The organism is Paenibacillus sp. FSL H8-0548 (assembly GCF_038630985.1).
Classification (GTDB): Bacteria; Bacillota; Bacilli; order Paenibacillales; family Paenibacillaceae; genus Pristimantibacillus.
The window spans coordinates 6,147,675-6,162,110 of the sequence record NZ_CP152049.1 but is presented as its reverse complement, the minus strand read 5'-3'; the positions used below and the strand labels follow the sequence as shown (position 1 = coordinate 6,162,110).

Annotated in this window: 12 protein-coding genes; 5 read left to right on the top strand and 7 right to left on the bottom strand. The window is 43.9% G+C overall.

All coding sequences use genetic code 11. The features are described 5' to 3' along the window. Positions 1–125: 125 nt before the first annotated feature. From MHI37_RS26240 to MHI37_RS26225, 4 genes are read right to left on the bottom strand one after another with little or no spacing between them, the layout of a single operon-like run. Complete coding sequence (locus MHI37_RS26240) at positions 126–629, bottom strand: VanZ family protein (RefSeq protein WP_076335892.1); 504 nt, start codon at positions 627–629, stop codon at positions 126–128. 53 nt (positions 630–682) lie between these two features. Next, the gene (locus tag MHI37_RS26235) at positions 683–1,537 is read right to left on the bottom strand and encodes a copper amine oxidase N-terminal domain-containing protein (protein WP_076335893.1); all 855 of its coding nucleotides are present in this window, start codon (positions 1,535–1,537) and stop codon (positions 683–685) included. A gap of 17 nt (positions 1,538–1,554) precedes the next feature. After that, positions 1,555–1,956 carry a hypothetical protein gene (locus tag MHI37_RS26230; RefSeq protein ID WP_076335894.1) on the bottom strand — a complete coding sequence of 134 codons (402 nt, stop codon included), beginning with the start codon at positions 1,954–1,956 and terminating at the stop codon, positions 1,555–1,557. Further along, positions 1,949–2,131, bottom strand: a complete 183-nt coding sequence (locus tag MHI37_RS26225; protein ID WP_076335895.1) for an NUDIX domain-containing protein — start codon at positions 2,129–2,131, stop codon at positions 1,949–1,951. Before MHI37_RS26225 ends, MHI37_RS26230 begins: the two co-directional genes overlap by 8 nt. Before the next feature lie 339 nt (positions 2,132–2,470). Here MHI37_RS26225 and htpG point away from each other — a divergent pair, with 339 nt between their 5' ends. Continuing rightward, positions 2,471–4,351 carry a molecular chaperone HtpG gene (htpG, locus tag MHI37_RS26220; RefSeq protein ID WP_076335896.1) on the top strand — a complete coding sequence of 627 codons (1,881 nt, stop codon included), beginning with the start codon at positions 2,471–2,473 and terminating at the stop codon, positions 4,349–4,351. A gap of 226 nt (positions 4,352–4,577) precedes the next feature. Here htpG and MHI37_RS26215 read toward each other — a convergent pair whose 3' ends face one another. From MHI37_RS26215 to MHI37_RS26205, 3 genes are all read right to left on the bottom strand, one after another. Next, a complete protein-coding gene (locus MHI37_RS26215) occupies positions 4,578–6,125 on the bottom strand; it encodes a GGDEF domain-containing protein (RefSeq protein WP_076335897.1) in 1,548 nt (515 codons plus the stop codon). 372 nt (positions 6,126–6,497) lie between these two features. Further along, complete coding sequence (locus tag MHI37_RS26210) at positions 6,498–8,123, bottom strand: response regulator (protein ID WP_076335898.1); 1,626 nt, start codon at positions 8,121–8,123, stop codon at positions 6,498–6,500. Further along, positions 8,113–9,933: a sensor histidine kinase gene (locus MHI37_RS26205; protein WP_076335899.1), complete on the bottom strand. Its 1,821-nt coding sequence runs from the start codon at positions 9,931–9,933 to the stop codon at positions 8,113–8,115. The genes MHI37_RS26210 and MHI37_RS26205 overlap by 11 nt, the downstream gene beginning before the upstream one ends. Before the next feature lie 196 nt (positions 9,934–10,129). Between MHI37_RS26205 and MHI37_RS26200 the strand changes: the two genes are divergently transcribed. From MHI37_RS26200 to MHI37_RS26185, 4 genes are all read left to right on the top strand, one after another. Further along, entirely contained in the window at positions 10,130–11,500 is a 1,371-nt protein-coding gene (locus MHI37_RS26200) for an extracellular solute-binding protein (protein ID WP_076335900.1), read from the top strand. Positions 11,501–11,591: 91 nt separating this feature from the next. Then, entirely contained in the window at positions 11,592–12,476 is an 885-nt protein-coding gene (locus MHI37_RS26195; RefSeq protein ID WP_076335901.1) for a sugar ABC transporter permease, read from the top strand. 57 nt (positions 12,477–12,533) lie between these two features. Next, positions 12,534–13,421, top strand: coding sequence for a carbohydrate ABC transporter permease (locus MHI37_RS26190; RefSeq protein WP_256710239.1), 888 nt, complete (start codon positions 12,534–12,536; stop codon positions 13,419–13,421). Positions 13,422–13,547: 126 nt separating this feature from the next. Further along, positions 13,548–14,411 carry an ABC transporter permease subunit gene (locus tag MHI37_RS26185; protein WP_083676152.1) on the top strand — a complete coding sequence of 288 codons (864 nt, stop codon included), beginning with the start codon at positions 13,548–13,550 and terminating at the stop codon, positions 14,409–14,411. The last annotated feature ends 25 nt before the right edge of the window (positions 14,412–14,436 follow it).

Genomic DNA, 14,436 nt, shown 5'->3' with positions numbered 1-14,436 from the left:
ATTGATGGCTAGAGCGTGTGACACAGTGCTACTCGTTCTAACGGAAACAGCGGCAGCCATGGACGTGGAAAAATGTCCTAGACTTCCGCTGTTTTAATGAGCTAGCTATCCGATAGCTTAATATGTCAACTCGCATTGGTTCTGTTGACCACATCATAAGACGGAATCAATTTTTTCAACATCGCCAAACATGTGGTATAAATACCAAAACCAACTAATCCACCTAATGTGTTGAGAATTACATCATCTATATCGAAGCTGCCAACATGCAATAGCATTTGTGAAACTTCTAAAATAACAATAATGGTCAGTATTAATAAAAAGAATTGATTAAGATTCCTAGTTTTTTTTGAAAAGTAAGGTGCACTAAATCCTAACGGAATAAATAATAAAATATTTCCGAAGAGGTTGTTAAACCAAGTATTAAAATTGTAATGTTCATACCTTGTTATATACGTCGTAATTGTTTTAAAAGGAATTAAGTTGTAGTCGTAACCACTCTGAAGATAATAGCCATTCAACAACATAAACAACCTGTAATCCAAAAACAATGTTTTTACAACGAACAAAACATAAATGATAAATAGTCCAATCATAATAACTCTTGTTAATATTCTTAATAGTCTCACAATGTCTATTACTCCTATTCTGTGTCGTAGGAAGCATTAGCCGCTATCCTTTACTATGCAACTGTGTTACTGATAATCGTTATAGCACCATTATTTAAGGCGTTATAAATTAACTGATTAATGGAGTTTCTTGCGGCATCGTTAAACAAATACCATTGATTTTCAGTATCGTCATAAATCAAAACCTGTGGGGAGCCTGTTGAAGGTTCAGGTGGAGAAGATTTAACTAAAGAATAAATATCAAAACGTTTTATGCTGTTCCCTTTTTGATCCAAAAAATCATATTGTGCATTTTTATAATACCCCCCCGCTGTGTAGTAATGGCTCTGCCACGAGTAATCAGCTGGCGCTTCAACCTTGCTGTCTTTATTTTCTACAAAAATATTATAAATTGCTTCGTTATAAGCATTTCCATTGATTTGCTGTACTACGCCACCCATAGTCATGTGGTATTCCTGCTGCAATGCTTTCACTTTTATACCATCTATGACCAATGGCTCGGTATCAACGGTTACGATAGAGTTTTTGTAATTGACTTTGCAGCCAAACGTTTCTGAAATAAAGCGAAGTGGAACAATTGTGCGATCATTTTTTATATACGGTTTTACATCAAGCAGTACCGTCTTACCGTTTATCACTGCTGTACTGCTGTTTAGTTTTAATGTTACTTCCATATTGCTTTTAGTAAGTGTAATTTCAGAATTCGACCAATGGACCTTAGCTCCCAGATTTTCACTGATAACACGTAAAGGCACCATTGTACGATTGTTCTTAGTTTCGGGTTTCACATCGGATGCGATAGCAAAACCGTCAACTTTTATTTTGATGTCTGTGTCTGCTGCATAAGTAGTTGACGATGTAATGATTAGAATCAATGCAAGGAATACTCCTGAGAAAACCTTTTTCATTTTTAATAGCTCCTTTTTTATGAATTGCCTCCAATATGAAAGACACCAATAACGGTTTTACCATCAATGTCATATAGCGGAATATCAGAACCACCGAGGGGCCTACTGTTTTGTATAGCTAGAGCTTCCTCGGGTGTCTTGGGCTGCTCACCTTCTATATCTTTCTTAAGTACATATCCCATAGCACCATCCACACCTACTGCACTTATTAAATCTGGTTCCGATTCAGAGGAAATGGCGTCACCCGCAGAACCATATGTCTGTCCGTTTTCATTTGCAGGATAGTTAGGAGCTTTTGTAAGGCTTGGATTCGTCGTGGTTTTAGCATCTTTACTTTGGAACGCCATTGCAACCATCACAACGCAAATGGCAAAAATAAGACCAATGATTATTCTGATGCCTTTCGAATAACTATTCAAACCACCGCCTCGGTCCGATGATGTGGAATAAATGAGTAACCTCTGCAGACTCATTCTGCTCGGATAACCCACTAGGTAGTTCCCAATTGTATTTCCCATAGCTATGTTTTACTAGAAGAATTCGCCCTTCTGAGTCCATAATGATAGCAGCTGCTCCTACTAGCTTTTTTGACATTTAGAAATATCTCCTGAGCATATGTCTTGTTAATAACTTCCATATTAAAGACGATAATTATCTAAGTTTGTTGCGGTCTTATTAAAATATCCTATCTATCCGAAAGGAGAAAGGAGCTGTTTAGTGGGCGATAGTCTGCTAATCAGCTTCCTTTTTTCTGTATTTTTCTATTGCTGGAGGTTGACATTGAAAAATAGTTTGTGTTATATAAAAATAAGGATTAGCACTCTAACGAATTGAGTGCTAAGATTGAGGGGGTACTGGCATGAATTTGTCCAAGCCCTCCAGTTACGACGAATGGCTGATTTCATATTTGATGAATGGGAAGGGGAACTACTCTTGAGCAAAAAACAGTTTAAAGCAGAATCGAAACGACTGCTCGATATGATGATTAACTCCATTTATACGCAAAAAGAAATCTTCTTGAGAGAGCTTGTTTCTAATGCGAGTGATGCGATTGACAAGCTGTATTACAGAGCGCTCACGGATGATCAATTGGTCTTTAACAAGGAAGATTACTACATCAAGGTAGTTGCAGATAAGGAAAACCGTACATTAACGATTACAGATACAGGAATCGGGATGACGAAGGAGGACCTTGAGAACAATCTTGGCGTTATCGCGAAGAGCGGCTCCTTTGCATTCAAGAAGGACAATGAGCTTAAGGATGGCCACAATATTATTGGTCAATTCGGCGTGGGCTTCTACTCCGCATTCATGGTTGCCGATGTCGTTACCGTCGTGTCGAGGACGCTTGGCAGCGAAGAGGCTTACAAATGGGAATCGACAGGTTCTGATGGCTACACTATCGAGCCGTGTGAGAAGGCTTCGGTAGGTACGGAAATCGTATTGAACATCAAGGAAAATACAGAGGATGATCAGTATGATGAGTATTTAGACGAATACCGCCTAAAATCAATCATTAAAAAATATTCTGATTTCATTCGCTACCCGATTAAGATGGATGTGAAGGGACAGCGTCCTAAAGCTGACAGCGAGAACGAGTTCGAGGAATATGCGGAAGAGCAAACCGTGAACAGCATGGTGCCGATTTGGCGGAAAAATAAAAATGAGCTCACCCCTGAGGATTACGAGCAATTTTATTTTGAGAAACGTTATGGCTTTGATAAACCGATCAAGCATCTTCATATTAGTGCTGACGGCGCTGTCGTTTACAACGCCATTTTATATATCCCGGAAAATACACCATTCGATTATTACACGAAGGAGTATGAGAAGGGGCTGGAGCTTTATTCGAATGGCGTTCTAATTATGGAAAAATGCTCGGATCTTCTGCCTGACTATTTCAGCTTTGTCAAAGGAATGGTCGATTCCGAGGATCTGTCGCTTAATATTTCTAGAGAGCTGCTGCAGCATGATCGCCAGCTGAAGCTTATTGCTAAAAATATTAACAGCAAGATCAAGAGCGCGCTGCTTGGCATTTTGAAGGATGAGCGTGAGAAGTACGAATCCTTCTACAAAGCATTCGGCAGACAGCTGAAATTTGGCGTATACAACGATTATGGCGCTAACAAGGATGTGCTGCAGGATCTGCTGCTGTTCCATTCCTCCAAGGAGAAGAAGCTGGTTACGCTTGATGAATACGTATCCCGTATGAGCGAGGACCAGAAGTATATTTATTATGCTTCGGGTGAGTCGATCGATCGAATTGAGCGGTTGCCGCAAACGGAGATGGTATCCGATAAGGGCTATGAAATTCTTTACTTTACGGACGATATCGATGAGTTCGCGATCAAAATCGTTGCGAAATATAAGGATAAAGAATTCAAATCTGTATCAAGCGGTGACCTAGGCATTGAACCAGATGCTGTAGACAATGAAACGGCTGCGGAGCAGGATTTGAATAAGGAGCTCTTTGAGCAAATGAAAACAATCCTTCAGGACAAGGTAAAGAATGTTAAAGCATCCAAACGCCTTAAATCTCATCCGGTATGCTTGTCCACTGAGGGCGAGGTTACGATAGAGATGGAAAAAATATTGAAGGCGATGCCGAACAGCCAGGATGTCCAAGCGGACAAGGTGCTTGAAATCAACGTCAACCATGAGATTTTCCAATCACTAAAGGCTGCGTATGAGAACGACAAAGAAAAGCTAGGGCTGTATACGAACTTGCTGTATAACCAGGCGCTTCTAATCGAAGGCTTGCCTATCCAGGACCCTGTTGCATTCACAAATGATATGTGTAAGGTTATGGTTTAATTGTAGGTTGACCCAAAAGGAAAGAGTTGCTATAGCAGCTCCTTCCTTTTGGGTCTTTTTTATGAGAAACTTCTGATCAGTTTAAGTTGAATTTTAAAATTAAGTATTTAGCGAAGCGAGAAGATCGCTCTGGAGAAACGAAGTGTTCGCCTTTGCAACAGCGATCGTAAGAATGATCTTCTCGCGCAGCGACCAAAACGTAAATGTTTAATTCAACTTACTATGATTAGAAGTCAGTTTCAGGGGCCATGCTTTCCTGATATAAGCTGAACGTATTTTTACCGCTGCGCTTGGCGTAATAAAGCGCTTGATCGGCACAGGTATACAGCGCATCAGAATCCTGTGCATGCTCGGGAGCAACTGCGATACCGATCGATGCTGTCGTGCTGAAATCGTTGACGACATCGATGCCTTGAATTTCAATAGGAAGCTTAAGCGTAGCAATAATATGCTCTGCAATTTGCAAGGCTGCCTGGGTATCGGCAATATTACTTAAAATGACGACGAACTCATCACCGCCTAGCCGTGCTGTGATATCATTTGGATCGTGGACTGCAGCGCGAATACGTTTGCCGACCTCCTTGAGAAATAGATCTCCGGCATCATGACCCAGCGAATCGTTAACAACTTTGAAATGATCAAGATCAATGTGAAGCAGTGCGGTAAGCTTCTGTTTTCTTTTATTTTTCTCCATAATTGCAATTAGGGCGTTCTCAAAGGTTGCACGGTTGGATAGACCAGTGAGCACATCATGAGAGGCCAAGTACATGGGCCTTGCTACGAGCCTCGTTATAATATAAGAGATGATGAGCGCAATCAAAATTGTCGCTGCTAGCTGAAGTGAAAATATTTGTTTATTTAGCTTGAGATTTTGTTGAAGCTCCTGCTGATTATATACAATTTCAATCATGCGCTGGTCAGTAAAACGAACATAATTAATGTCGAATTGGATGGTATACGGTACATAACGATAAAAGATAGGATAGCCATTCCCTTGTCCGTGCACCTCTTGTATCTCTGAGTCATGGAACGCCTTGTCGAAAAAACGTCTGTTTTCGTTGGCAATAACAATCGATTTTCCATCCTCGCCCGTTTTTCCAATCGATTTTCCGGTTGTTGTATAGATCGTAATATCGTTAATATATTTGTATTTTTCAATGAGACCGTTCAAGATTCCCATGAAATCAATGGATTGGAACATCGGAGTATCCTCAAGATATACGCCTAGCTCTATTAAATATTTGTGATCAGGGGTAGGCATATAGCTATATTTTTTGATTTTTCCTGAATTCGTCTCCTGATCCAGACCATCCGATACGAAGCTGCTTCCCTTGATCCTCTCCTCGAGCAGTTGTGAGAAGGAGTCAGGGGCGTCGCCATCCGCTTTGAAGTTTAGGCCAATATCCTTGGTAAAGCTGCTGTGAATTATTGTAAGGGACTCATCGATGATATAAACATCCATACCGCCTAATTCTTTTTTGAGAGCTTGATAGTTCCAGCTGGCGACATCGGGAATTGCGCTATATTTTTGCAATAATGTATTGGAATAGGCCCGCATGTCTTTTTCCAATTCTTTTTCTGATATTCTAAAAGCTTTGTCAGCCGCAGCTACAGCAGTGACAATGGTATCCTCCACTAAAATAGACTCTCTTTTGTAGCTTTCTATTAAACTATTCTTCAAGCGATGCTGATTGACCGATGACACACTAAGTGTCAGTAAAATGCTGAAAATGCCCATAATGGTCATTAGTTTCGCTTTGAAACCAAGCTGCACTATACATTACCTCCTCTAGGATGCTCGCGGGTATTGCGCAGAAAATTTAGCTGTGCAAAGCGAGGGCCCATATGATAGGCTTGTGCAGCTAAAAGGATGATAGGACTATATACCTAAACTATATATCGGATAAAGTATTGGATTCGTTAACATCATGAGATATCCGCTCTGCAAATGAAAAATGCGCAGCTATCCTTTCAGCATCCTCAGCAGCGTACGACCCGAAATTCGCTATATCATGCACTAAACTGCAACGTAGTCTCTCTTTGCCCGTCATTTGCTCGTTCAAGCAGCGCTAAATAAAAATCAGCCGATCAAGGTAGGAACCCTGATCGGCTGATTTTCTGAAACCTACTTCATTGCCCGATTTCTTTATTCCGCAGTATAGTTTTTCTGATATTGCCGCGGCGTTAGTCCCGTCCACTTCTTGAAGGTGGAGCTAAAGTGCCGTTCCTCCTGATAGCCTACCAGCTTGGAGACAGCATATATTTTGTAGCTCTGACGAAGCAGCTCCTTCGAGCGCTCTACGCGGTATTGATGCAGGTAGTCGAGAAAATTAACCCCCAGCTCTTGCTTGAATAGGGAGCTGAGATAAGAATTGCTGACAAAGGTTTCTTTGGCGGCAAGCTCAAGCGTGAAGTTCGTGTTGTATCTATGCTTAATAAGCTCGATGGTCGCAGATACGGTGCGATGCAGCGATTTTTGATTGGATACGGCCTCGACGATGCTTTGAACAATTTTTTGCAGCACGACGGAGCAGTCATCGAGTGTCTCCATGTTAGGAATTTGCTCGATCCAATTGACGAAGCTGTCCTGCCATTCAATAGAGGCGACCTTCCGTTCCTGGGCGAATTTTTGCAGTTCCAAAATAAGGCTTGTTGACCGGAGCTGAACCTCAGCCTTCGAATAGCCGGAGTTGTTCCGAATATGAGACATGCACGCTTCGATCGTATCGACCGCCTGCTCGTACTGTTCATTTTGCAGCGAAATGAGCAGCTCCTTCTCCATTCGCTGCAGGAAGGCATCGTCCAAAATAGAGCCTTTCAGCATTTGCTGCCGATCTAAGCAAGTATAGAAGAAGATGCCTCCACGTCCTTGATAGAATCTGCCTTCCATCGCTTCAATGGCTTCCTGATAACCGATATGGGCAAAATCAACCGAGCACTTCGGCGAGCTGATTGATATGCTGATCGACAGCTTAAGATACGCCTCAAGGTTAAGCTGCAGCTTCTTCATTGCACTCTCAATCGCTTCATGAGTCATGTGATCCGAGTAATTGCCAATCCAAAGCATCTCATCACCATGGCGAAATACTTCAAGCTCTCCTAAATATAACGGCTGCAGCGTCTCTCCTGTAATGTTTAACAGAGCATACCGAATGAGCTCTAAATCCCTCTTGGAGGCGGCGTTAGGCGAGGTGCTGGAATCAATGCGGATAATCCCGACTTGAATAGAAGCTGAAAGAAGTGCCATACCAACCTCCTCCATAACGCTTTGCCGGTTCTCAAGCGGCATTAACGGCTGCTGAATCCACTGGGATAAAATTTGGTTTTTCAGCAAATGAAGGTTGCGATTCCAGCTGCGATTAAGCTCCGACAACATTTTATCCTCATTTTCCGATTCTTCAATTTTTTGTTTGAGCTCTAGAATGACACGTACAATATCATGAGGCGTGCAGGGCTTCAGGAGATAGTCGGATACGCCTAGCTTAATGGCTTCCTTCGCATACTCGAATTCGTTATAGCCAGTTAAGAGCACCGAACGAAACTCATGTCCGGCAGCCTTTGCCTCGCGAATCAGATCAAGGCCATTCAGATGAGGCATGCGAATATCGGTCAGCAGCAAATCCGGCGGATCGTTTTTGATCATTTCCAAAGCCTGCTGTCCATTCTCAGCCTCTCCTGCGATCTCAATGTCGTAGAGCTTCCAGTCCACAAGTGTAAGTATGCCTTCACGGAAGGATTGCTCATCCTCTGCAATGATCATTCTAAGCGCCATTCCCATTGCCCCCTTGTTTGATCTTTAATTGCACTCTAGTGCCCATGCTCTCGCGGCTTTCGATATGAAACTCTGCCTGCTCATAAAATAAAGCTAATCTTTCTTTAATATTGGATATAGCCATTCCGGAATGGGCGGCGTTTATTTGGAGCGACTTAATAGGCTCCTGCGCTGGAGCTAGGTTTAAAAGCTGAACCTTTGCTTCGGGCATCCCAAGCCCATTATCCGCAACCTCAAGTAGAATGCAGCCGTTTTCAGTATAGGCACGGATATGAATATGACCATTCCCTCCGGTAGGCTCGATCGCATGAATGATGGCATTCTCGACAAGCGGCTGAAGCAGCAGCTTGGGCATGCGGAAATGCTGGATAGACGGCTCCATATCGATCTCAAAATCAAAGCGGGTCGTAAACCGTTTTTTCTGCAAAAACAAGTAGTTTCGCACGAGCTCTATCTCATGCTGCAGCTCGACGAGATCATTGCCGCTATTAAGGCTTAACCTGAATACTTGAGAGAGGGAGACGACCATTTCGGAAATTTCGTGGTCTCCTTTTTGCATTGCGCTCCAATTAATCATATTTAATGTGTTGTATAGGAAGTGAGGGTTAATTTGTGATTGGAGCGCTTTAAGCTCAGCTTCCTTCTGCTTCAGCCGCGAGGCGTAGACATCATCAATCAGTGTCTTGATTCGGCCGACCATCGTATTGTACAAATGTCCAAGTCTGCCGATCTCATCGTTGCCGCTAAAATGGACGCGCTGCGTAAAATCACCCATTTGAAGCGCTCTCATGGACAGCATGAGCTTTTTCATCGGATTCGTAATAATACGAGCGATGACCCAAGATAAAATAATCGTGATGATCGTAACGATAGCCATGATAGAGAAGGTAGCTGATCCGATATGCTTAAGCTCTAGCACTAGTGTGCTGCGATCCTGAATGACGACGCTGTGCCAGCCGGTAATGTCCGATACCGTATCCGAAACGATATATTGCCGATTGTTTTTTAATACAGCTAAGCCATTCTCAGGATGAAGATTAGCCGTATCCGTTTCACTAAACATCGGAAGCAGAATCATAGGCTTGCCAATCCACTGCAGATCGGATGCTGCGAGCACGATGCCCTCATCATTCATAATGAACTGGTGGGCATTCTGATTGCCGTGGTATAAAGATTTGCTCAGCTTATCTGCATCCATACCAATAATGAGAAGACCGCTGCGCGAATAGTTGTAATAGTTTTTGTAGGGCTTAATCAAAACAATTTTGTGATGATAATCGCCAGGCAATATATAATCCGAGGGATAGAGCATATCCCAGATTTCCCCTGTTTCTGATTGGGCTAATCTATCATAGTAACGGGTTTTTGTAAAAGCCTTAAAGCCGATGGCGCTTGCAATACCTGTCTGCGTAATCGCGAAGGGCTGTCCGGAAGTCTCGTCGCTTGCGGTAGGGTAAAGAATTAGCGATTGGATGGTCTCTCCGGTAACCATAAGCGGCAGCAGATTTTTGTACACCTGATCGCGGCGCTGGGGCGTATCCCCATTCATCAGCATCCCTTGTACGGTCGGGTTCAGAAACAAATAGTTGGAGAAGCTCAGTGTGCTCTTGGCAAAATAATCGAGCTGATCCTTTGTCTTGATCGCCATATTGAGCTGCGACTGACGAAGCTTATCTACAACCTCGCCAGAGGCGATGTAATAGGAATACAAGCCGGTAATTCCTATCGTTGCAATAAGAAGGGGGATGACTAAGGTAAGCAGTTTGCGCTGTAAAGTAATATGTCGAAATGGAGGGAAAAGAGTTCTCATCCGATTCACCTTTAGCCATTCAAATTTGTGCTTTCAGTATACCAAGAAATAATTTGAATAAGGGGATTTTTGTATATGATCCAAAAAATGAGGCATCTCTTCTGAATTTTGGTACATATTTTGACGTGTAGTTTCCAAGTTATAATGGGGGCAGGAACAGGGAACGCCTGGTCAAACAAAAAAAGGTGGGGTAGCGATGAAGAAGATGTGGATTACGCTCGTGGCCATGCTGATGGTTTTCACGGTTGCAGCATGCTCGAGCAATAATGGCAATAACGGAAGCAGTGGGAATAAGGGTACGGTGCCAAGTCCTGCCGATGAAGCAAAGGCGACGGAGACGGCCAAAGAAGATAAGAATGCTGAGCCGGTGACGCTTAAGTTTTTTACAGCGCTGGCAGATCGCTCCAATGGAGCCGGGAAAATTGAACAAGCCATCATTGATAGCTACATCGCAGAAAATCCGAATGTGAAAATCGAAGTAGAAGCGCTCCAAGATGAGCCTTATAAATCTAAAATTAAAGTTTACGCATCAACAAATGCAGTACCAGACATCATTCAAGCTTGGGGTCAAACTTCATTCATCAAGCCGCTTATTGACAACGACATGCTGCTTGAGCTGAATGAGTCCGAATTCGAGAGCAGCAACTTTGTGCCAGGTGCGAAGGATGGCTTCTCCCAAGATGGTAAGCTCTACGGCTTGCCGCGCGGCACCGATTTCTTGGTCATCTACTATAACAAGAAGCTGTTCGATGACAATGGTTTGTCCGTTCCCACAACGACAACCGAATTGCTCGAAGTATCGAAGCAGCTAAGGGCTAAAGGCATTAACCCGATTGCAACTAACGCAATGGAAGGCTGGTCGCTCCCGATCTGGTTTGAATACGCGGCACAGCGCCACACGGGCGACTTTAACAAAATGGATGCTGTACTGAGCGGCGAAGGCAAGTTCTCAGGCGATGCTGATTTCCTCGCAGCAGCGCAGGATATTGCAGCACTCGCAGAAAACAAAGGACTTGCAGACGGCTTCCTGACTGCAGACTATGGGATGTCCCGCAACTTGTTCGGTCAAGGCCAAGCAGCGATGTACGTAATGGGCAACTGGGAAGCGGGTCTTGCTACCGATGAGAATTTCCCGGAAGAGTTCCGTAATAATGTAGGCGCAATCTCTTATCCTGCATCGGACAAAGGGGCAGCAACAGACGTAGCGGCATGGTATGGCGGCGGATACTCTGTATCCAAAAACTCTAAGCATCCTGAAGCAGCCGTAGCTTTCCTGAAATATTTCTTTGCACCGGAGAACTGGGCGAAGCAAGTATGGGAAACAGGCTCAGGCACGCCAGCGCAGAAGTTTGATCAGTTTTTGACAGGCAACGAAACCGCGCTGCAAAAGCAATTGGTAGACATTTTCAGCGCTATGACTTCCTCCAGTGGAACACCGGTTCATGATAACGGTACCGACGAGTTTAAGACGATCGTAATGGAAGCGCACCAGAAGCTATTCGGCAAACAAATTACGCCAGAGCAGTTCTTGACGGAAATGGATGCAGCTGTCGCTGTACTGAAATAACAACAGATAAACATCGTATCGGCGGGGCAGCGAAACGGATTTGAGGATTCGGCTGTCCCTGCCTTCTACGACAGAGAGAGCGGGGAGAACCATGCACAAACTGATGAGCAATCGGATCACCATTTTCTGGCTTGTCGCACCTGGCTTTTTGCTGTTTCTCTTCATGGTTTGCCTTCCGATTATCATGAGTGGTTATTATGGAACGACGAACTGGACAGGAATTGGCGCGTACGATTTTGTTGGATTCGATAATTATACAAAAATTCTTTTTCATGATGCTGTTTTTTGGCGCTCGATGCTTAACGCACTGCTGCTGCTGGCAGCAACGCTGCTTATCCAGCATCCAATCGCTTTATTGTTCGCCATATTCGTTACACATGCGGGAAAGCTTGAAAAATGGTTTCGGGCTATATTTTTTATTCCCGCAGTCATATCAATTGTCGTCACTTCAAAAATGTGGGTAAGCGTATTTCATCCGAATTTTGGGATGTTAAATAAATTGCTCGAAGGCGTGGGGTTAAGTACATGGAAGCAGGATTGGCTCGGTGACCCGCAAATCGCTATTTGGTGCATCGTTGTAGTTGTGATGTGGCAGGGCTTCGGTTACGCGCTGCTGCTCTATTACGCAGGACTTCAAGGCATCCCGCAGGATCTCTTCGAAGCGGCTGAGCTGGATGGGGCAGGAAGAGTGAAGCTGTATACGCGTGTCATTATTCCACTGCTGTCTCCGATGGTACGGGTTGCAGTCGTTATAGCAGTTACGGCTTGTCTAAAGCAGATGGAGACCGTATTTCTCATGACGAACGGGGGGCCTGCGAACACGACGCAGTTCATCGGCAACTATTTGTACAAAACCGCGTTCTCCTCCTCCTTATATGGCTATGGAAACGCAATATCCGTGGTGTTCGTCATTATTTGTCTCATCGTGACCATGGCGATGAATAAGGCGTTCAAAAAGGACGTTGGCGAGTTTTAACGCAGGCTTAGGCGCAGCGGTTAGTGGGTATACGATTTTTTTATAGGAGGCATGCTTGTGGGAGCCATTACAGCTAAGACCAATCGCGAGGCGCAAAGGGGGAATAAGAAGAAGGCTGCGGCAGCGCCCGCGTTAAAGGTCATTCTTCATTTGATCCTCTGGGCAGTAGCACTGCTTCAAATTTTTCCGCTTATTTGGCTCATTAATTATTCGTTTCTGAAGAGCGGAGATTTTTTTGGCAGCGGTATTTTGAAATGGCCTAAATCATTTGAATGGAATAACTATGTGAATGCATTCACATATGGGAGCGTTCCGCGCTTCTTATTGAACAGCTTAATGATTACAACTGTAACGATTGTAGTGGCCGCCTTTTTGGCGCTAATGCTGGGCTACGCATTTACAAGAATGGAGTGGAAGCTGCGCGGTCCCGCCATGGCGTTTATTATGCTTGGGATGATTGTGCCGATTCATGCGACACTGCTGCCGAACTTTATTTTGTTCGACAAGCTGAATCTCATTGATAATCCGCTATCGTTGATTCTTCCCTACATTGCGTTCTCGCTGCCCATCAGTCTGCTTATTATCTCGGGCTTTCTAGAGACGATTCCAAAAAGCATTGAGGAATCGGCGGTCATGGACGGCTGCTCTGTCTTTGGCGTCATTTTCCGCATCATTATGCCGATGACGAAGCCCGCCATCGCAACGGTATGCATTATGAATTTTATTAGCTGGTGGAATGAATTTATTATGGCGAATACGTTTCTGACATCCGAGACGTTCAAGACGCTGCCCTTTTCTATTATGAAATTTACAGGGCAATATTCTTCTAATTATGGCGCTCAGTTCGCAGTCATGACGATCATCGCTTTGCCGACAGTCATTATCTATTTATTGTTTACGGAGCAAATGTCACGCGGCATAACCGCTGGAGCAGTGAAGGGGTAGGCTAGACTTAATTAGAGAGGTGGAGGTAGCGTGCAAGCACCCGTTTCAGCGAATGCAGCGTTAAGCAGTCCGCGTAAGGAAAAACCGCTTTGGAGGCGGTTTTTCGCACAATGGCAAGTGCAGCTCATGATTTTTCCTGCTTTGATTTTTATTTTCATCTTCAACTATATTCCGATGTACGGCGTGCTGATGGCGTTTCAGGATTACAGCTTGTTTAAAGGCTTTTTTGGCAGCCCATGGGCGGGCTTTAAGCATTTTGAAATGTTTTTTAACTCGCCTGATTTTTACCGGGTTATTCGAAATACGATTGTCATCAGTCTGCTGAAGCTGGTAATTAACTTTCCAGCACCGATTTTGCTTGCGTTAATGCTCAATGAGGTTAGAAATATGGCCTTCAAAAAGATCATTCAAACGATCAGCTACCTGCCCCATTTCCTGTCGTGGGTTATCGTATCGGGCTTTACAATCTCCATCTTGTCCGTGGACAACGGCAGCTTGAATATTATGCTGCAGTCACTGGGGTTCATTGATAAGCCGATTAATTTTCTGTCGCTTCCCGAATATTTCTGGGGAATTATTATTACAACGAATTTGTGGAAGGAAATCGGTTTTGCAACGATCGTTTATTTGGCAGCGATCGCGGGCGTGAACCCAAGCCTATATGAAGCGGCATCCATCGACGGTGCAAGCAAGTTTAAACAGATCTTCTTGATAACGCTTCCATCAATTACGCCGGTCATCGTTATTTTCCTCATTCTGAATATTGGAAGCCTATTGAATGCAGGGTTTGATGACTTGCTGCTGCTTGGCAGAAGCCCGATGCTGCGTGATGTGGCAGATGTTATTGATACGTATGCCTACCGGATTGGAATTATTAACAACCGATTCTCGTATGCGGCGGCAGTTGGCTTGTTTAAGGCGATCATTAGCGTTGGCTTGCTGACTATGGCGAATTATATGGCAAGAAGAGCGGGTACAAGCTTATGGTAAACCGATTCGAGACTGCGAATAAACA

What these genes read in the sequence shown, in the direction of transcription:
- MHI37_RS26205 (WP_076335899.1), bottom strand. Translation starts at nt 9,933, where the DNA reads ATGAGAACTCTTTTCCCTCCATTTCGACATATTACTTTACAGCGCAAA.
- MHI37_RS26200 (WP_076335900.1), top strand. Translation starts at nt 10,130, where the DNA reads ATGAAGAAGATGTGGATTACGCTCGTGGCCATGCTGATGGTTTTCACG.
- MHI37_RS26185 (WP_083676152.1), top strand. Translation starts at nt 13,548, where the DNA reads ATGATTTTTCCTGCTTTGATTTTTATTTTCATCTTCAACTATATTCCG.
- MHI37_RS26235 (WP_076335893.1), bottom strand. Translation starts at nt 1,537, where the DNA reads ATGAAAAAGGTTTTCTCAGGAGTATTCCTTGCATTGATTCTAATCATT.
- MHI37_RS26195 (WP_076335901.1), top strand. Translation starts at nt 11,592, where the DNA reads ATGCACAAACTGATGAGCAATCGGATCACCATTTTCTGGCTTGTCGCA.
- MHI37_RS26210 (WP_076335898.1), bottom strand. Translation starts at nt 8,123, where the DNA reads ATGGCGCTTAGAATGATCATTGCAGAGGATGAGCAATCCTTCCGTGAA.
- MHI37_RS26225 (WP_076335895.1), bottom strand. Translation starts at nt 2,131, where the DNA reads ATGTCAAAAAAGCTAGTAGGAGCAGCTGCTATCATTATGGACTCAGAA.